Annotated in this window: 13 protein-coding genes; 7 read left to right on the forward strand and 6 right to left on the reverse strand. The window is 73.5% G+C overall.

What is annotated here, in order from left to right:
- The first annotated feature begins 9 nt into the window (after nt 1-9).
- Nucleotides 10-732 carry an NADPH-dependent F420 reductase gene (gene npdG, locus ACOBQU_RS27920; RefSeq protein ID WP_423630646.1) on the forward strand — a complete coding sequence of 241 codons (723 nt, stop codon included), beginning with the start codon at nt 10-12 and terminating at the stop codon, nt 730-732.
- 101 nt (nt 733-833) lie between these two features.
- Nucleotides 834-1,031 carry a hypothetical protein gene (locus ACOBQU_RS27925; protein ID WP_423630648.1) on the forward strand — a complete coding sequence of 66 codons (198 nt, stop codon included), beginning with the start codon at nt 834-836 and terminating at the stop codon, nt 1,029-1,031.
- A 34-nt stretch (nt 1,032-1,065) separates the two neighbouring features.
- On the opposite strand, the gene ACOBQU_RS27930 is transcribed toward ACOBQU_RS27925, so the two are convergent.
- On the reverse strand, nt 1,066-1,860 hold the full coding sequence (locus ACOBQU_RS27930; RefSeq protein WP_423630650.1) for a site-2 protease family protein: 795 nt from the start codon (nt 1,858-1,860) through the stop codon (nt 1,066-1,068).
- A 237-nt stretch (nt 1,861-2,097) separates the two neighbouring features.
- On the opposite strand from ACOBQU_RS27930, the gene ACOBQU_RS27935 reads away from it, so the two are divergent.
- Nucleotides 2,098-5,670, forward strand: coding sequence for an AfsR/SARP family transcriptional regulator (locus ACOBQU_RS27935; protein ID WP_423630652.1), 3,573 nt, complete (start codon nt 2,098-2,100; stop codon nt 5,668-5,670).
- Nucleotides 5,671-6,005: 335 nt separating this feature from the next.
- Here the strand turns inward: ACOBQU_RS27935 and ACOBQU_RS27940 are convergent, their stop codons facing one another.
- The 3 genes from ACOBQU_RS27940 to panB all read right to left on the reverse strand — a co-directional run bounded on the left by ACOBQU_RS27940 (nt 6,006) and on the right by panB (nt 9,052).
- Nucleotides 6,006-6,860: an ABC transporter permease gene (locus ACOBQU_RS27940; RefSeq protein ID WP_423630654.1), complete on the reverse strand. Its 855-nt coding sequence runs from the start codon at nt 6,858-6,860 to the stop codon at nt 6,006-6,008.
- Entirely contained in the window at nt 6,857-7,903 is a 1,047-nt protein-coding gene (locus ACOBQU_RS27945; protein WP_423630656.1) for an ATP-binding cassette domain-containing protein, read from the reverse strand. The genes ACOBQU_RS27940 and ACOBQU_RS27945 overlap by 4 nt, the downstream gene beginning before the upstream one ends.
- Nucleotides 7,904-8,170: 267 nt before the next feature.
- Entirely contained in the window at nt 8,171-9,052 is an 882-nt protein-coding gene (panB, locus tag ACOBQU_RS27950) for a 3-methyl-2-oxobutanoate hydroxymethyltransferase (RefSeq protein WP_423630658.1), read from the reverse strand.
- 214 nt (nt 9,053-9,266) lie between these two features.
- Here panB and ACOBQU_RS27955 point away from each other — a divergent pair, with 214 nt between their 5' ends.
- From ACOBQU_RS27955 to ACOBQU_RS27970, 4 genes are all read left to right on the forward strand, one after another.
- Entirely contained in the window at nt 9,267-10,874 is a 1,608-nt protein-coding gene (locus ACOBQU_RS27955; protein WP_423630660.1) for a DHA2 family efflux MFS transporter permease subunit, read from the forward strand.
- A gap of 209 nt (nt 10,875-11,083) precedes the next feature.
- Nucleotides 11,084-11,710, forward strand: a complete 627-nt coding sequence (locus ACOBQU_RS27960; protein ID WP_423630662.1) for a TetR/AcrR family transcriptional regulator — start codon at nt 11,084-11,086, stop codon at nt 11,708-11,710.
- A gap of 258 nt (nt 11,711-11,968) precedes the next feature.
- Nucleotides 11,969-12,991, forward strand: coding sequence for an endonuclease/exonuclease/phosphatase family protein (locus tag ACOBQU_RS27965; protein WP_423630664.1), 1,023 nt, complete (start codon nt 11,969-11,971; stop codon nt 12,989-12,991).
- 191 nt (nt 12,992-13,182) lie between these two features.
- Nucleotides 13,183-14,388 (forward strand): MFS transporter, encoded by a 1,206-nt coding sequence (locus ACOBQU_RS27970; protein ID WP_423630666.1) that lies wholly within the window; start codon nt 13,183-13,185, stop codon nt 14,386-14,388.
- Nucleotides 14,389-14,766: 378 nt separating this feature from the next.
- On the opposite strand, the gene ACOBQU_RS27975 is transcribed toward ACOBQU_RS27970, so the two are convergent.
- Nucleotides 14,767-16,524, reverse strand: coding sequence for an NAD+ synthase (locus tag ACOBQU_RS27975; RefSeq protein WP_423630668.1), 1,758 nt, complete (start codon nt 16,522-16,524; stop codon nt 14,767-14,769).
- Nucleotides 16,525-16,738: 214 nt separating this feature from the next.
- Nucleotides 16,739-18,454, reverse strand: a complete 1,716-nt coding sequence (locus ACOBQU_RS27980; protein ID WP_423630670.1) for a multicopper oxidase family protein — start codon at nt 18,452-18,454, stop codon at nt 16,739-16,741.
- Between the last annotated feature and the right edge of the window lie 53 nt (nt 18,455-18,507).

Here is an 18,507-nt window from a genome sequence, read left to right on the forward strand (position 1 = left end):
GGTCTGACCATGACTTCCACGGAACGTGTGCAGAACGCGGGCGGCGCGTCGAAGGCGCCCGCCAAGGACCCCTGGGACCTGCCCGACGTGTCCGGCCTCGTCGTCGGCGTCCTCGGCGGCACCGGCGACCAGGGCCGGGGCCTCGCCTACCGGTTCGCCCGCGCCGGACAGAAGGTGATCATCGGCTCGCGGGCGGCGGAGCGGGCCGAGGCCGCCGCCGCCGAGATCGGCCTCGGCGTCGAGGGCGCCGACAACGCCGAGTGCGCCCGGCGCAGCGACGTCGTGATCGTCGCCGTGCCGTGGGACGGCCACGCCAGGACCCTCGAAGCGCTCCGCGAGCCGCTCGCGGGCAAGCTCGTGATCGACTGCGTGAACCCGCTCGGCTTCGACAAGAAGGGCGCCTACGCCCTCAAGCCCGAGGAGGGCAGCGCCGCCGAGCAGGCCGCCGCGCTCCTGCCCGACTCGCGGGTCACGGCCGCCTTCCACCACCTGTCGGCGGTCCTCCTCCAGGACGCGTCCGTCGAGGAGATCGACACCGACGTGATGGTGCTCGGCGAGTCCCGCGCCGACACCGACACCGTGCAGGCGCTCGCCGCCCGCGTCCCCGGCATGCGCGGCGTCTTCGCCGGGCGCCTGCGCAACGCCCACCAGGTGGAGTCCCTGGTCGCCAACCTGATCTCCACCAACCGGCGCTACAAGGCGCACGCGGGGCTGCGCGTCACCGACGTGTAGGCCGTGTGCAGGCCTTGTGCCGGGGAGGACGGGGCATGGGGGACACTGGTGCGGTACGTCCACCCGGACTGCCGTGAAGCTGTGATCAGGAGCCGAACCCCATGCCCCGCCTAGCCCTGTACACCCTCGCCGTCTGCGTCCTGGCCGTCGCCGCCGCCGTGGTCTCCTTCGCCCGGGGGAGCCTGCTCGGCATCGTGTGGGTGCTGCTCGCGGGCCTGTCGTCCAACATGACCTGGTACTACGTGCGGCGCGCCAAGCTGGAGCGGGCGGCGCGCGAGACGGCCGCCGCGGGCCGCTGACCCGCTGGCCGGGGGCCCGGCCGCCGGTGGCCCGTCAGCCGACGAGTTCCGGGATGTCCGGGGTGCCCTGCCAGAACCGGTAGAGCCGCTGGCCCCAGTACGTGTCCCACTCCTCCACGCCGAGCCCGCGCAGGATCGCGTCCACGGCGTCGAAGAACGCGTGGTTGACCTCCGGGATCCACAGGATGCCGAACACCGCCAGCAGCCCGAACGGCGCGAACGGCTCCACCTGGCGGCGCACCGAGTACGACAGCCACGGCTCGATGACGCCGTAGCCGTCCAGGCCCGGGATCGGCAGGAAGTTCAGGATCGCCGCCGTCACCTGGAGCAGCGCCAGGAACGCCAGCGCGTACCGGAACGTGTCCGGCACGCCGTCAAGGGCGTCCAGCCAGAACGGGGCCGTGCACACCACCGCGAACAGCACGTTCGTCAGCGGGCCCGCCGCCGAGATCAGGCTGTGCCGCCAGCGGCCCCGGATCCGGCCGCGCTCGATGAACACCGCGCCGCCCGGCAGACCGATCCCGCCCATGATCACGAAGAGCACCGGCAGCACGATGCTGAGCAGCGCGTGCGTGTACTTCAGCGGGTTCAGCGTGAGATAGCCCTTCGCGCCCACCGAGATGTCGCCGCCGTGCAGCGCCGTGCGGGCGTGCGCGTACTCGTGCAGGCACAGCGACACCACCCACGCCGCCGTGACGAAGAGGAACACGGCGAAGCCCGGACTGTTCGCGAACCCCGTCCACGCCGCCCAGCCGCTCACCGCCGTGATCGCGACGATGCCGAGGAATACGGGACTGACACGGCGCTCGCCGTGGGAGTGACCGGTCATGCTGCGAGGCTCCTGAGGGTCCGTGCGACGCCGTACGCCCGGGGCACCGGGGCGGGGCGTGCCCGACCGTACAGCAGGAGTGGGTGAACGGTTGGGGGCGGCGGCGGGGTTCCTGGGGGTGGTCGGCGGGGCGTACGGGGCCGCCGGGGGCCGGTGTGTGGCCGGTATGCGGGCGTGGTGGGCGGGCGGGCGCGGGCTGCCGGTGGGCGGCGTCCCCCGAGCGGTGACAATGGGGGCGTGCGCTATCGCGTTCTAGGCGTCACCCGGGCCGTGCGCCCCGACGGCACCACCGTCCCCGTCGGCGGCGCCCGTCTGCGTGCCCTGCTCGCGGCGCTCGCCCTGCGGCCGGGGCGCGCCGTTCCGGCGGCCCTGCTCGTCGAGGAGGTGTGGGACGGCGCGCCCCCGGCGGACGCCACCGGTGCCCTCCAGGCCCTGGTCGGTCGGCTCCGGCGCGCGCTCGGCGCCGACGCGGTGCTCTCCGCGGGCGGCGGCTACCAACTGCGCGCCGACGCCGACGACGTCGACGCCCACCGCTTCGAGCGCCTCGTCGGCGAGGGCACCCGCGCCCTCGCCGACGGCGACCCCGCCAAGGCCGCCGCCACCCTCGACGACGCGCTGGCCCTCTGGCAGGGCGAGCCCCTCACCGACCTGCCCCGGCACCCCGCCGACGCGTCCCGCTGGGCGGCCCTGCGCCTGGACGCGCGGCGCGCCCGCCTCGCCGCCGCCCTCGCCCTCGGCCGGGCCGACACCGCCCTGCCGGAGCTGACCGCCCTGTGCGGCACCCACCCCCTGGACGAGTCGTTCCAGGCCCTGCGCCTTCGCGCCCTGCGCGACGCGGGCCGCACGGCGGAGGCGCTCGCCGCGTACGACGGCGTACGCCGCACCCTCGCCGACCGCCTCGGCACCGACCCGGGGCCGGAACTGCGGGCGCTGTATGAGGAGTTGCTGCGGCCGGGGGAGGGGGCGGGGGCGGCCGGTGGTGCGGTGCCGGGCGCGCCTGAGGGTGCCGCTGCCGCGGCGGCCGACAGTGCGGCCTCGGGGCGCGACGGCGCTGGCGGTGCGGATGTGACTGGCGGTGTGGACGCGGTTGATGGTGCGGTCGCGATCGATGGTGTGGACGGCGGGGGCGCCGCTGACGGTGGGGGCGCCGCTGATGGTGGGGACGCCTCAGGCGCCGCCGCCCGAGCCGGGTTTCCGGCACCGCTCGCCGCGCAGGTGCCCGGCACCCCGCCCCGCGCCCCCGGCAACCTGCCCGCCCGCCTCACCTCCTTCGTCGGCCGCGACGCCGACATCGACGCCATCCGGGACGACCTCCGCCGGGCCCGGCTCGTGACGCTGATCGGGCCCGGCGGGGCCGGGAAGACACGGCTGTCGCAGGAGGCCGCCGAGACCGCCCTCGACGCCGCGCCGGACGGCGTGTGGCTGGCGGAACTCGCCCCGGTGGACGACCCCGACGACGTACCGGAAGCGGTGCTGACCGCGCTCGGCGCCCGCGAGACACTGCTGCGCGGCGCGGGCGCCGAGGAGTTGCGCGCGGCGTCCGAGCGGCACGGCGGCGACCCCCTGGTGCGCCTCACCGAGCACTGCGCGCGCCGCCGCATGCTGCTCGTCCTCGACAACTGCGAGCACGTCGTCGACGCCGCCGCCCGCCTCGTCGAGCGGCTGCTCGCGCACTGCCCGGGCCTGACCGTGCTCGCCACCAGCCGCGAACCCCTCGGCGTGCCGGGGGAGTCGCTGCGCCCCGTCGAACCGCTGCCGGAGCCGTCCGCGCTGCGACTGCTCGCCGACCGGGGGCAGGCGGCCCGGCCCGGCTTCCGCGTCGACGACGACCCCCGGGCCGCCGCCGAGATCTGCCGCCGCCTGGACGGCCTGCCGCTCGCCATCGAACTGGCCGCCGCCCGGCTGCGGATGCTCACCCCCCGGCAGGTCGCCGACCGCCTCGACGACCGCTTCCGGCTCCTGACCAACGGCGCCCGCACCGTGCTGCCCCGCCAGCAGACCCTGCGCGCCGTCGTCGACTGGTCCTGGGACCTCCTCGACGCCGCCGAACGCGCCCTGCTGCGCCGCCTGTCGGTCTTCGCGGGCGGCTGCGACCTCGCCGCCGCCGAGGCCGTCGGCGCCCTCGACGGCGGGGGCGGCGCCGCGCCCACCGCCGCCGACCCCATCGACGTACCCGGACTGCTCGGCTCGCTCGTCGACAAGTCCCTGGTCGTGGCGGCCCCCTCGGCGCGCGGCGACGAGATGCGCTACCGGCTCCTGGAGACCGTCTCCGAGTACGCCGCCGAGCGCCTCGACGAGGCGGGGGAGCGCGCCGCCGCCGAGCGCGCGCACCTCACGCACTTCCGGGAGCTGGCCCGGCGCACCGACCCGGAGCTGCGCGGCCACGGGCAGCGCGACGCCATCGCGGCCCTGGAGACCGAGTACGAGAACCTGCGCACCGCGCTGCGCCGCGCCGTCGCCGCCCGCGACGAGCAGGAGGCGCTGTGCCTGGTGCTGTCCCTGGCCTGGTTCTGGCAGATGCGGGACCTGCGCGCCGAGGCCCGGCACTGGTCCGGCGAGGTCATGGCCCTCGGCCCCGACCCGTTCGCGCCGCCCGTCGCCCCCGTGCCGCCGCTGTACGAGCGCTGCACGGACAGCCCGCCTCCCATGCGCCCCGACGTCCTCGCCGAGGCCCGGCGCGGCGTGCACCTCGTCCAGCTCTCCTGCATGGACATGGACCCGGAGAACTGGCAGACCCCGCACGCCGAGGCGAAGCTGCGCGCCATCCGCGACGCCTACCGCCCGGGCCTGCCGCAGACCTGCCGCAGTCCTGGCGCCCTGTGGTTCTACGCGGTCCTGATGACCGGGGACGTCAGCAGGATGCGGGCGATCGTCGACGAGACCGTCGCGACCTGCCGCGCCCTCGGCTACACCTGGGAGCTGGCCGGGGCCCTCCAGTGGCGCGCCAACATCCTCGCCAACCGCACCGACTGGGTCGGTGACGCGGCCCGCGACGCCGACGAGGCCCTGGAGATCTTCACCCGGCTTGGCGACACCTGGGGCCTGGCCGAGGCGCTGGCCTCGCGCGGCGAGGCCCACGAGCGGCGCGGCGACTACCTGCGCGCGGCCGAGGACTACGAGGCCGCCATGGCGCACGCCGAGAGCCTCGGCGCCACCTCGCAGGTGTCCCTGCTGACGGCCCGGCTCGGCTCGGCCTACGTCGAGGCGGGGCAGGACGAGCGGGGTGAGTCGCTGCTGTGGCGGGTCGCGGAGAAGGGGTCGAGCCGGGTGCACGAGTCGCTGCCCGCCGCCCGCATCTACCTCATCGGGCTGCTCGGCCGCACCGGCCGGATCGCCGTGGCCCGCGAGCAACTGGAGCTGCTGCGCGAGGAGTTCAAGAGCATCGGCTTCGCCGTGTTCGACGGCACCGTGCTGGCCACGCAGGCGTGGCTCGACACCCTTGAGGGCCGCCACGAGGAGGCACTCGCGCGCGCCCGCGAGTGCCTCGACAAGGCCACCGACCCGCTGTCCGTGCTGGTCGCCCCGCAGCTGCTCACCGTCCACCTGGCGACCATCGCCCGGGCGCTCGCCTCGGCCGACCCGGGCCGCGCCCCCGAGGCCGCCCGCATGCTCGCGGTCGCCGACGGGCGGCTGCCGGACGGGCATGTGCGCACCGCCCTGGAGCGGGAGATCCGGGCGGGCGCCGAGCGGGCGGCGCGGGCGGTGCTCGGGGACTCCGCGTATGACGCCGCGTACGCCGAGGGCGGCGGGCTCACCTGGGAGCAGGCCGTCTCGGCGGCTGGCCTGCCGGCCTCGGCTCGCAGTGGGTAGGGTCACCCCCCGGCTGGCGCGCCCCGCCCGATCGGCCTTCGGCCTCGTCCTCAATCGCCGGACGGGCTCGATCTTCGTGGCGCGCCCGGCCGTTGGCTTTCCCGCCGTGGTGGGGAGTTGGCCTTCGGCCTTGTCCTCAAGCGCCGGACGGGCTTGATTCCTTGGCCTTCGGTCTCGTCGTCAGGCGTCGGACGGGCTCAATCTTCGTGGCGCGCCCGGCCGTTGGCTTTCCCGCCGTGGTGGGGAGTCGGCCTTCGGCCTTGTCCTCAAGCGCCGGACGGGCTTGATTCCTTGGCCCTCGGCCTTGTCCTCTCGGTCTGATGCTCGGTGTCTCCTCAGGTCTTCGTGCGGAACTTGTGGATCGCTATGGGGGCCATGATCGCTGTCAGGGCCACCGACCAGATCAGGGTGACCCACACGTCGTGGGCGATCGGCATGCCGCCGTTCATCAGGCCCCGGGCGGCGTCCGCCAGGGACGACAGGGGGTTGTAGTCCGTGAACGCCTGGAGCCAGCCGGGCATGGACTTCGTCGGGGCGAAGATGGACGAGCCGAACTGGAGCGGCATCAGGACGAGGAAGCCCATGCCCTGGATGGCCTGGGCGCTCTTCATGACGACGCCCATGGTCAGGAAGATCCACATCAGGGCGACGCCGAAGGCGAGCGCCAGGCCTATGGAGGCGAGCAGCCCGGGCACGCTCTCCACGTCGAAGCCGATGCACAGCGCCACGACCAGCAGGATCGCCGTGGCGACCAGCATGCGCAGCATCTCGACCACGATCTTGGCGATCATCACGGAGGAGCGACCGATCGGCAGCGACCGGAAGCGGTCCATTACGCCGGTCTGGAAGTCCTGGTTGAAGCCCGTGCCGACGCCCATGGCCATGTTCATCCCCATCATGGCCATCAGGCCGGGGATCACGTACTGGACGTACTCCTCGCGGCCGCCGCCGAGGGCCTGGCCGACGGAGCCGCCGAAGACGTACACGAACAGCAGGGTGAAGACGATCGGCATCAGGACGGCGTCGAACATCGACTCCGCGTCCTGCTTGATCCACAGCAGGTTGCGGCGGACGAGGGCGCCGGTGTGCCGCACGTGGGCGCGCAGGCCGATGCGGCTGTCGGCGCCGCCCTTGCCGGAGGGCTGCTGGCGGGCGGGCGGCGCCGGGGGCGCCACAGTGGTCGTGCTCATGCGGCGACCTCCTCGAGTTCGCTGGACTCGGTGGCCTCGGCGTCCTCGGCGTCACTCGTCTTGTGACCGGTGAGGGAGAGGAACACCTCGTCCAGGCTGGGCAGTTCGGTGGCGATGTCGGACAGCGTGATGCCGCGGGCGGTGAGCGCGCCCACGACCGCCGTGAGCTGCTCGTCGCTGAGGATCGGCACCAGGACCGTGCCGCTCTCGGCGTCGACGGTGGTGGTGGCGAGGCCGGTGAGGCCCGCCTCGTCCAGGGCGGCGGCGGTGGGCCGCAGCTGCGCCGGGTCCGCCGGGCGGATCCGCAGGGTGCGGCCGCCGACCTTCGCCTTCAGCTCCTCGATGCCGCCGCCCGCGATGACCTGGCCGCGGTCGATGACCGTCAGCTCGCTGGCGAGCTGCTCGGCCTCCTCCATGTACTGGGTGGTGAGGAGCACGGTGACGCCGTCCTCGCGGACCATGCGCTTGACCTCGTCCCAGACCTCGTTGCGGGTGCGCGGGTCGAGGCCCGTGGTCGGCTCGTCCAGGTACAGCACGGCCGGGCTGCCGATCATCGAGGCCGCCAGGTCGAGGCGGCGGCGCATGCCTCCCGAGTACGTCCGCGCGGGGCGGCGGGCGGCGTCGGTGAGCGAGAACCGCTCCAGCAGCGCGTCGGCCCGGGCCCTGGCCTCCTTGCGGGGCAGGTCGAGCAGGCGCCCGATCATGTACAGGTTGTCCCAGCCGGTGAGCTTCTCGTCCACCGACGCGTACTGCCCGGTGAGGCCGATCACGCGGCGGAGCTGCCGCGGCTGGCGCAGCACGTCGTACCCGGCGACCGTGGCGGTGCCGGAGTCGGGGGTGATGAGCGTGGAGAGGCAGCGTACGAGGGTGGTCTTACCGGCGCCGTTCGGCCCGAGGACGCCCATGACGGTGCCCTCGCGGACGTCCAGGTCGACACCGTCCAGCGCCTTGGTCTCGCCGTAGTGCTTGACCAGCCCCCGTACCGTGACGGCGCTCGCCGCGCCGTCCGCTCCCCGTTGGGGCTTGTTGTCGATGCGTGTCATGCCGTCCATGAGATCAGGCACCACCGACAATCCACCGACAGATTTCCTACAGGCGTACGACAGCGGGGAGTTGCCCGAGGGTGGGCAGCGCGGGGCGGGCGGGCGGCCAGCGGGCTGGGACGGGGGTGGAAATCGCCGTGAAGCGGCGGAAAGCGTGCCTCCTCAGCGCGGTCGGCAGCCCGCCGACGTGGGGGAAGCGTCGACGGGCTGCCGCTGGTGCCACAGTGGCTGGATCACGACGGTACGGCGGGGTGCCGTACGCGCCGTCTAGTGCACGGAGTGCTCCGCCGCGGGGAACGCTCCGCCCACCACGTCCCGCGCGAAGGACTTCACGGCGTCGCCCATGGCCCCGCGCAGGTCCGCGTACTGCTTCACGAACCGGGGCATCTTCCCCGGCGTCAGGCCCAGCATGTCCGTCCACACCAGGACCTGCGCGTCGCAGTCGACGCCCGCGCCGATGCCGACGGTCGGGATGTGCAGCGACCGCGTGACCTCCGCGGCCAGCTCGGCGGGCACCAGCTCCAGGACGACCGCGAAGGCGCCCGCGGCCTCGGCGGCCTTGGCGTCCCGCAGCAGCTGCTGGGCGGCCTCCTCGCCGCGGCCCTGCACGCGGTACCCCATCGTGTTCACCGACTGCGGGGTCAGGCCCAGGTGGGACATGACGGGGATGCCCGCCTGCACGATCAGCTCGGTCTGGGCGCGCGAGCGCTCGCCGCCCTCCAGCTTGACCGCGCCGACGCCCGCCTCCTTGACCAGGCGCGTCGCCGAGCGCAGGGCCTGCACCGGGCCCTCCTGGTACGACCCGAAGGGCAGGTCGGCGACGATCAGCGCGCGGCTGGTGCCGCGCACGACGGCCGCCGACATCATGGCCATCTGGTCGAGGGTGACGGGCACGGTGGTGTCGTACCCGAGGTGGCAGTTGCCCGCCGAGTCGCCGACGAGCAGGACCGGGATCCCGGCCTCGTCGAAGACGGACGCGGTCATCGCGTCGTACGCGGTGAGCATGGGCCACTTCTCGCCGCGCTCCTTGGCGGCGGTGATGTCGCGGACCGTGATGCGGCGTGTGCCCTTGCCGCCGTACAGCGCTTTGCTGCTGTCGGACGTCCGCTCCTGGGGGGCGGGGCTCTGGGCAGCCGGAAGCTGCGTCATCGCAACGGCTCCTTCTGTCGTCTCGAAGCGCCCTGACGGCGTCTCCGGATCACCTCCATGGTGGCATCGCGTGCCGCTCGGCGGCTAGGGGGGCTCTTTCCGGCCATTCTCGCGAGCCGTTCCGCGGGCCCGGGAGGGAAAAGCCTGGCAAAGTCTTCCGCTGCCTTTCCTATACGAGACGGTCTCGTATCGAAATGGGTCTAGGGTGATCCCCATGACCACACCTGCCGTCCCCGGCGCCCCCCGGATACCGGAGGCCGTCCACCGGCGACGCTGGGCGATCCTCGGCGTGCTGATGCTGAGCCTGCTCATCGTCGTCCTGGACAACTCGATCCTGAACGTCGCCATCAAGACCATCTCGACGCCCGAACCCACCGGCCTCGGCGCCACCCAGGGCGAGCTGGAATGGGCCATCAACTCCTACACGCTCGTCTTCGCGGGCCTGCTCTTCACCGCCGGTCTGCTCGGTGACCGGCTCGGCCGCAAGAAGATCCTCATCGGCGGTCTCGCCGTCTTCGGCATCGGCTCCGCGCTCGCCGCGCAGTCCGGCTCGCCCGCCGAACTCATCGCCTTCCGCGGCCTGATGGGCCTCGGCGCCGCCTTCGTGATGCCCGCCACGCTCGCCGTGCTCATGCATGTCTTCGAGCGCGAGGAGCAGCCCAAGGCCATCGGCATCTGGGCGGGCGGCGTCGGCCTCGCCGTCGCCATCGGCCCCATCACCGGCGGCGTCCTGCTCGACCACTTCTGGTGGGGCTCGGTCTTCCTCATCAACGTGCCGATCGTGCTCATCGCGATCGCCCTGATGGTCGTCCTCGTACCGGACTCCAAGGATCCGCGCCCCGGCCGCATCGACCTCGTCGGCGTCGCCCTGTCCGTGATCGGCCTCGTGCTGCTCGTCTACGGCATCATCAAGGGCGGCCAGCTCGCCGACTTCACCGACCCGGCGGTCCTCGCCACCGTCCTCGCGGGCCTCGCCGTGCTCGTCGGCTTCGTCTGGTACGAGAAGCGCAGCGACCACCCGTCCATCGACATCACGTACTTCAAGAACCGGGTCTTCTCGGCCGCGATCGCGGCGATCGCCCTGGTCTTCTTCGCGCTGATGGGCGTGACGTTCTTCGCCGTCTTCTACACGCAGAGCGTGCGCGGCTACTCGCCCCTTCAGACCGGTCTGCTGATGCTGCCGCTCGCGGTGGCGCAGCTCGTCTTCGCGCCGCGGGCCCGCCTCGTCGTCGACCGGTTCGGCGTCCGGGCCGTGTGCGCGGGCGGCCTCGGGCTCGTCACGCTGACCCTGGTCGGCTTCACGCTGCTGGACGCCGACACCCCCATCTGGGTCCTGGAGGTCATCTTCTTCGTGATGGGTGCGGGCATGGCGCACATCATGACGCCCACCAGCGTCGTCATCATGCAGGCGCTGCCCCGCGAGAAGGCGGGCTCCGCGTCGGCGCTCAGCAACACCTTCCGGCAGGTCGGCGGCGCGCTCGGCATCGCCGTGCTCGGCTCGGTGCTCTCCACCGCCTACCGCGGCGGCGTCGAGGACGAGCTGCGGCTGCTGCCCGAGGGCGCGCGGCACACCGCGGGCGAGTCCATCGAGGCCACGCTCGGCGCCGCCGCGCGCCTCGGCCCCCGCGGCGACGCCCTGGTCGCCTCGGCCAACGACTCCTTCCTGCACGCCATGCACATCACCGCCCTGTGCGGCGCGGGCGTCGCCCTCGTGGGCGTGGTGGTCGTCTCCCTGTTCCTGCCGGGCAAGCCCCCGGCGGAGCCGACCCGCCGTGACGCGGGCGACACGGGGGAGCGAGCCAAGGCCGCGGCGAGGTCCTGAGCCCGGCCCGAACCGGCCGGACCGGCCCCGGCTGCGGGCAGCCGTTCCGCTGGGGCGGAACGGGTGGGCACAGCCCCAGGCGCCGGGCACCGGTCCGGCCGGGGGTACGGAGGTACGGGGGTGGGGGCGGGAGACGCGGGTGCCGGGCGCGCCCCGCCCCGGACCAGGCACAATCACGGGGCCCGCCCAACCGCAGAGGAGTCGACACCGTGGAGAGTGGCCACCCCGCACCAGGCGCCCCCGCCCGAGGTGCCCCCGCCCGGGGCCGCCCCCGCAGCGAAGCCGTCGAGCGGGCCATCCTGGAAGGCGTCATCAAGCTCATCGAGGACGGCGTGCCGCTCGCCGAGCTCTCCATCGAGCGGATCGCCCGCACCGCCGGTGTCGGCAAGGCCACCATCTACCGCCGCTGGAGCGGCAAGGAAGCCGTCTTCGTCGACGTCCTGCGCTCCCTGGAGGAACCGCCCGCCGAACTGCCCGGCACCTCCGTGCGCGACGACATCATCGCCCTCGTCGAGTACCTGCGCCGCCGCGGCCTCAACATGCGCTCCTCCGCGATCCTGCACAACGTCTTCGCGCAGATGAAGAGCCTGCCCAAGCTGTGGCAGGCCTACCACGAGACGGTCATCGAGCCGCAGCAGCGCAGGATGTACGCGGTCCTGCGCCGCGGCATCGAGAACGGGGAGCTGCGCCCGGACATCGACATCGTCTTCGCCAACGAGCTGTTCGTCGGCCCCATGCTGGTGCGCACGGTGCTGCGCCCCAACGCCCCGCTCGACGAGGACCTCGCCGAGCGCATCGTCGACGCGGTCCTCGCCGGGCTGCGGCCCCCGGAGTGAACCTGGCCACGAACCCCCGCTCCGGGGGCGCCGGATGCTAGCGTGACGGGCCCCAAGTACCGATGACGCACGGGCAGTATGCACGTTTCGTCACAGAAGGCGGGCCCCACGGGCGCAAGCGGAACCTCACGCGCCCCCCTGGTCGTCCTCGTGCCCGTACGGCCGTTCCAGGACGGCGGGGACGACACCCGATCATCGCCTAGGGTTTCCAGGGCGGGGGCCACGGTGTGCACGGCAGTCAGTGAGGCGACGAGAGTGATGGCGCAGGCGTACAAGGCGGAGACGGACAGCGGTGACGCGCGGGCCGAGCGCCCTGCTTCCCGGCTGCGGCGCTTCGTCGACGGCTGGCGCGGCGACCGCGGCATCTGGCGGCGCGGCCTCGTCACGGGCGCGCTCGCGGTGCTGCTCGGCCTGGTCATGCTGCTGCACGCCCAGATCCCCAACGGCGTGGGCAACCTCGGCAGCCTCACGGAGACCTTCCTGCCCTGGCTCGGCGTCTTCATCCCGGTGCTGCTGGTCGTCGCCGTCGTACGGAAGTCCGCCACCGCCCTGATCGCGCTGCTCCTGCCGGTGATCGTCTGGCTCGACGCCTTCGGCGGCCTCATCACCGACAAGTCGGGCGGCGGCGGCGACCTCATGGTGGCCACGCACAACGTCAACGCCGACAACCCGGACCCGGAGGGCACCGCCCGCGACGTCGCCGCGTCCGGCGCGGACGTCGTCGCCCTGGAGGAGCTGACCTCGTCGGCCGTGCCCACGTACGAGCGGGCCCTCGCCGACACGTACAAGTACCACTCGGTGCAGGGCACCGTCGGCCTGTGGAGCAAGTACCCGCTGACGGACACCAAGCCCGTCGACATCAAGCTCGGCTGGACCCGCGCGATGCGCACCACCGTCAACACCCCGAAGGGCGAGGTCGCCGTCTACGTCGCGCACCTGCCGTCCGTGCGCGTCAAGCTGGACGCGGGCTTCACCGCCAACCAGCGCGACAACAGCGCCGACGCCCTCGGCGAGGCCATCTCCGGCGAACTGCTCGGCAAGGTCATCCTGCTCGGCGACCTGAACGGCACGATGAACGACCGCGCGCTGAACGCGGTCACCTCCCAGATGCGCTCCACCCAGGGCGCCGCGGGCGACGGCTTCGGCTTCAGCTGGCCCGCCTCGTTCCCGATGGCCCGCATCGACCAGATCATGGTCAAGGGCGTCGAACCGGTCGACTCCTGGACCCTCGGCCGCACGGCCAGCGACCACCTGCCGGTGGCGGCACGCGTCGACCTCTGACGGCCACGGTCGACCTCTGATGGCCACGGGGGTTTAACCTCGCGGAATAGTCCGTGCGGCAGCCTTTGTTTCGTACGTGAACTTACCCGTACGCCAACCGAACGGTTCCGCGCGCCCCGGACCCCGGCGCTCCCCGCCCCGGCCGCGCCGCCCACCGCCCCCGCCGCACGCCCCCTGGAAGGTACCCCTCCATGCCCCTGGCCCTGCTCGCCCTCGCCGTGGGCGCCTTCGGCATCGGCACCACCGAGTTCGTGATGATGGGCCTGCTGCCCAACGTCGCCGACGACCTGCGCATATCCATCCCCACCGCCGGTCACCTCGTCTCCGCCTACGCCCTCGGCGTCGTCATCGGTGCCCCGCTGCTCGCCGCCGTCACCGCGCGGCTGCCGCGCCGCCGCGTCCTGATCGGCCTCATGGTCCTCTTCGTCGTCGGCAACGCGCTGTCCGCCGCCGCCCCCGACTACCACCTGCTCGTCGCGGCCCGGTTCCTCAGCGGCCTTCCGCACGGCGCGTTCTTCGGCGTCGGCGCGGTCGTCGCCACCGGGCTCGTCGCGCCGGAGCGCAAGGCGCGGTCCGTGTCGCTGATGTTCCTCGGCCTGACCGTCGCCAACGTCGTCGGCGTGCCCGTCGCCACGCTCATGGGGCAGCAGCTCGGCTGGCGCGCCACGTTCCTCGCCGTCAGCGCCATCGGGCTCGCCGCCGTCGCCGCGCTCGCGCTGCTCGTCCCCGCCGACCACGGCCACGGGAGCGCCGTCGGCCTGCGCGGCGAGCTGCGGGCGCTCGGTTCGCTGCCGGTGTGGCTCGCGCTCGGTACGACCGTGGCGGGCTTCGGCGCCCTCTTCGCCGCGTACAGCTACGTCACGCCGATGCTCACCGACTCCGCCGGGTACGCCGAGTCGACCGTCACGGTGCTGCTCGCGCTGTTCGGCGTCGGCGCCACCGCCGGGAACCTGCTCGGCGGGCGGCTCGCCGACCACTCCCTGCGCGGCACCCTCTTCGGCGGCCTGGGCGCGCTGGCCCTGGTCCTCGCTCTCTTCCCGCTGCTGATGCGGGCCGAGTGGAGCGCCGCCGTCGCGGTCACACTGCTCGGCACCGCCGCGTTCGTCACCGGCTCGCCCCTCCAGCTCATGGTCATGGAGAAGGCCGCCGCCGCGCCCTCCCTCGCCTCGTCCGCGAACCAGGCGGCGTTCAACCTCGCCAACGCGGGCGGGGCGTGGATCGGCGGGCTCGCCCTCGCGGCGGGCTTCGGCGCGACGTCCCCCGCGGTGGCCGGGGCCGGGCTCGCCGTGCTGGGGGTCGCTGTGGCGGGGCTCGCCTACGGGGTCGACGTCCGTCGAGGGTCAGCAGGGGGGCGGCTGGTCGCCACCCACGTCCCCGAGACCCGCACCCACGCCTGACCCCCCGCCCGCCCGTTGCCCCCGGGGGGGGCTTCACCGCCGTTGGCGTCTGCGGGTGTGTGGTGGGTGTCCTTTTCCCACCCGCCCGCCCGTTTCTCCCTGGTGCAGGGGCTGGCCCCTCTCCCGGGGGTGCTGCGTCGTTGGCGGGTGCGGGTTGAGGGTGGGCGGGCGGGGAGGAAACCCCGTACGCGGCCGCGGACGCCAACGGCGAATGACCCCCACGAGGAGCCTCCGCCTCTCGGCTGGCAGTCACGGGTGGGCGGGTGGGAGAGGAAACCCACCGCACACCCGCAGACGCCAACGGCGATGCGCCCCCGCGTGGGGCGTTCACTTCCCAGGTGGCGGCAACGGGTGGGCGGGTGGGAAAGGGAGGGGGGCCTACGGCCTGGATTCCCGCCAGGCGTTGGTGATGGGGAGGCGGCGGTCCTTGCCGAAGCCCTTGGCGGAGATCTTCGTGCCGGGCGGATACTGCCGCCGCTTGTACTCCGCGGCGTCCACCATCCGCAGCACCCTCGCGACGAGCCCCGCGTCGAACCCGGCGCGGACGATCGCCTCCGCCCCCTGGTCCCGGTCCACGTACAGGTCGAGGATCGCGTCGAGGACCTCGTAGTCCGGCAGGGAGTCGGTGTCCACCTGGTCGGGGCGCAGCTCCGCGCTCGGCGGCTTGGTGATCGAGTTCTCGGGGATCGGCGGGGTCTGCCCCCGCTCGGCCGCCGCCCGGTTGCGCCACTTGGCCAGCCGGAACACCGCGGTCTTGTAGACGTCCTTGATGGGCCCGTACGCGCCCACCGAGTCCCCGTACAGCGTCGAATAGCCCACGGCCAGCTCGGACTTGTTGCCCGGCGCCAGCACGATGTGGCCCTCCTGGTTGGAGAGCGCCATCAGCATGGTGCCGCGCAGCCGCGACTGGAGGTTCTCCTCGGCGAGCCCGGTGAGGTCGAGGGAGTCCATGTACGCGTCGAACATCGGCGCGATGGGTACGGTGCGGAGGTTCAGCCCGGTGCGGCGGGCCAGTTCCTCCGCGTCGGCGAGGGAGTGCTCGGAGGAGTAGCGCGACGGCATGGCCACCCCGTACACGTGCTGCGCGCCGAGCGCGTCGCAGGCGATCGCCGCGGTGAGCGCCGAGTCGATGCCCCCGGAGAGGCCGATCAGCACCGAGCGGAAGCCGTTCTTCGCGACGTACGCCCGCAGGCCCACGACCAGCGCCGAGTACACCTCCTCGTCGTCGTCGAGCCGCTCCGCGTAGCCCCCCGTCAGCTCCGCCTCGTACGGCGGCAGCGGCTCGGCGGAGAGCGTCACGTGCTCGACGCGCAGCCCGTCGTCGACCACGCCGGACGGCGGCTCGGCCGCCGCCGCGGGCAGCTCCAGGTCAAGGACCACGCAGCCCTCCGCGAACTGCGGTGCCCGCGCGATGACGTCGCCGTCCTTGTCCACGACGATCGAGTCGCCGTCGAAGACCAGTTCGTCCTGGCCGCCGATCATCGCCAGATACGCCGTCGTGCAGCCCGCCTCCTGGGCGCGCTTGCGGACCAGTTCGAGCCGCTGGTCGTCCTTGTTCTGCTCGTACGGCGAGGCGTTGACGGACAGCAGCAGGCCCGCGCCGACGGTGCGGGTCGCGGGGACGCGGCCGCCGTCCTGCCACAGGTCCTCGCAGATGGCCAGCGCCACGTCCACGCCGTGCACGCGGATCACCGGCAGCGTCTCGCCGGGCACGAAGTAGCGGAACTCGTCGAACACGCCGTAGTTCGGCAGGTGGTGCTTGGAGAAGGTGAGGGCCACCTCGCCCCGGTGCAGCACGGCGCCCGCGTTGCGCGGGGCACCCGCGGGCTGGCCGTAGCGGGGCTTGGCCTCGTCGGAGCGGTCCAAGTAGCCGACGATGACGGGGAGTTCGCCGAAGCCCTCGTCGGCCAGGCGGGTCGCCAGCGCGTCGAGGGCCTGGCGGGACGCCGACACGAAGGACGCGCGCAGGGCGAGGTCCTCCACCGGGTAGCCGGTCAGGGCCATCTCCGGGAACGCGACGAGGTGCGCCCCCTGCTCGGCGGAGTGCCGGGTCCAGTGGACGATCGCCTCGGCGTTCCGCGTGAGATCGCCGACGGTCGAGTCGATCTGATTCAGGGCGAGGCGTAGTTGAGGCACGGAATCAGTGTAATCGTCAAATCGACGCGATGCTCTTCCGTGGCGCCGTGAGGCCCCCTGCGGAGGAGGGCGCCGGTGGTGTTCGGGGGCGTCCCCGGCCCGCCGGTGCGCCCCGGCGGGTGCGCCCGCCCACGGAGTGCTCCGGGAGGACGGGGAGTGCTCCGGGAGGAGGAGAGCGGGCGGGGCGGCGGCCCCCGCCCGCTCAAGGGTGGGGTCAGGTGCGGTAGCCCAGGACCGTCATCATGCCTGCCTCCGCGTGGTAGACGTTGTGGCAGTGGAGCATCCACAGGCCTGGGTTGTCGGCGTCGAAGTCCACCGTCAGGGTGCCGTTCGGCACGATCACGGCCGTGTCCTTGCGGGGGCGGCCGGGAGCGTTGGCCAGGGCGAAGGTGTGGCCGTGCAGGTGCAGGGGGTGCCACATCGTGGTGGAGTTCCTGAACTCCAGGCGGACGCGGTCTCCCGCGCGCACCGGGTGGCGCTGGGTGGGGGAGTAGGGCTTGCCGTCGAAGGCCCAGTCGTACTTCGCCATGCCGCCCGTCAGGCGGATCTTCAGGGTGCGGTCCGGCCTGCGGGGCTTGAGGGCCACGGAGTCGTCCGCCGTGAGCCTGTCCGCGAGCAGCACCCGGCGCTTGAGCTCCCGGGGGCGGGTGGAGGGGGCGGGCGTCGAGCCGGGGCCCGTGCGCAGGACCGCCTGGGCCGCCGCCTTCTTGCCCTCGGCCACCGCCGTCAGCGGGAACACGCCGTCCTTGGCGGTGACCAGGACGTCGTACCGCTCGCCCATGCCCAGCAGGAGCGCGTCGGTCTTCGCGGGGCGCACCGGGAAGCCGTCCGTGTGCGTCACGGTCAGCTCGTGGCCGCCGAGGGCCACGCGGAAGGCCGTGTCGCCGCCCGCGTTGATCAGGCGGATGCGGATCCGGTCGCCGGGGCGGGCGCGGAAGGTCGTGGGGGACCCGGCGGTGCGGCCGTTGATCAGGTAGTGCGGGTAGGCCACGTCGCCCGCGTCGCGGCCCAGGAGGTCGCTGTCGGCGCCCATCATCATCCGGGACGGGCCGGGCCGCCCGTCGCCCTTGCCTCCGGAACCCTCGGAGCCGTCGGAGCCGCCGGAGCCGCTGGATCCGCTGGGGGAGGGCTTGGGGGCGGACATCTGGGACATGTCGTGGCCCTCGTGGCCGCCGCCGTCACCGCCGCCCTCGCCGCCGCCGTGGTCCATGCCACCACCGCCGTGGTCCATGCCGCGGCGCAGCTCCTTCAGGACGGCGTCCGGAGTGGAGCCGTCCACCCCGTCCACCCAGTCGTCCAGGACGACGACCCACTCCTTGTCGTACTCCAGGGGCTCCTTGGGGTCGTCGATGATCAGTGGGGCGTACAGCCCGCGGTCCTGCTGGGTGCCCGAGTGGGGGTGGAACCAGTAGGTGCCCGGGTGCGGGACCTTGAAGCGGTAGGTGAAGTCGGCGCCCGGCCTGATGTCCCGCTGGGTGAGGGCGGGGACGCCGTCCATGTCGTTGCGCAGGGCCAGGCCGTGCCAGTGCAGGGTCGTGGCCTCGGGCAGGTGGTTGGCGAGCGTGACGGCGAGCGTGTCGCCCGCGGTGGCGCGGATCTCCTTGCCGGGCAGGTCGTCCCCGTACGCCCAGGACCGGACCGTGCGGTCGCCCAGGTCGAGCGTCGTCGGCATGGCCGTGAGCTTGACGGCGCGGACCCGGCCGCCGCCGGGGCGCTTCTTCTCCGCGGCGGCGACCTCCGGGCCCGTGGGCGACACATAGCCCTCCGGGGCGGCGCCGCCCTTGGCGCCGTGCCCGGAGTGGGAGCCACCGGAGCCGCCGGAGCTACCGGAGTCGCCGGAGCAGGCCGTCACCAGGCCCGTCCCCGCGGTGGCGAGCGCGGCGCCGAGCAGGGTGCGGCGCGATGTGCCGCTGGTGGTGCGTGTGCGCATGACTGAGTGCACCTCGTCTGTGTGATGTGTGCGTGCAGAGGGGCGCGTCTGCT

This window comes from Streptomyces sp. G45, from assembly GCF_049542095.1.
Taxonomy (GTDB): Bacteria; Actinomycetota; Actinomycetes; order Streptomycetales; family Streptomycetaceae; genus Streptomyces.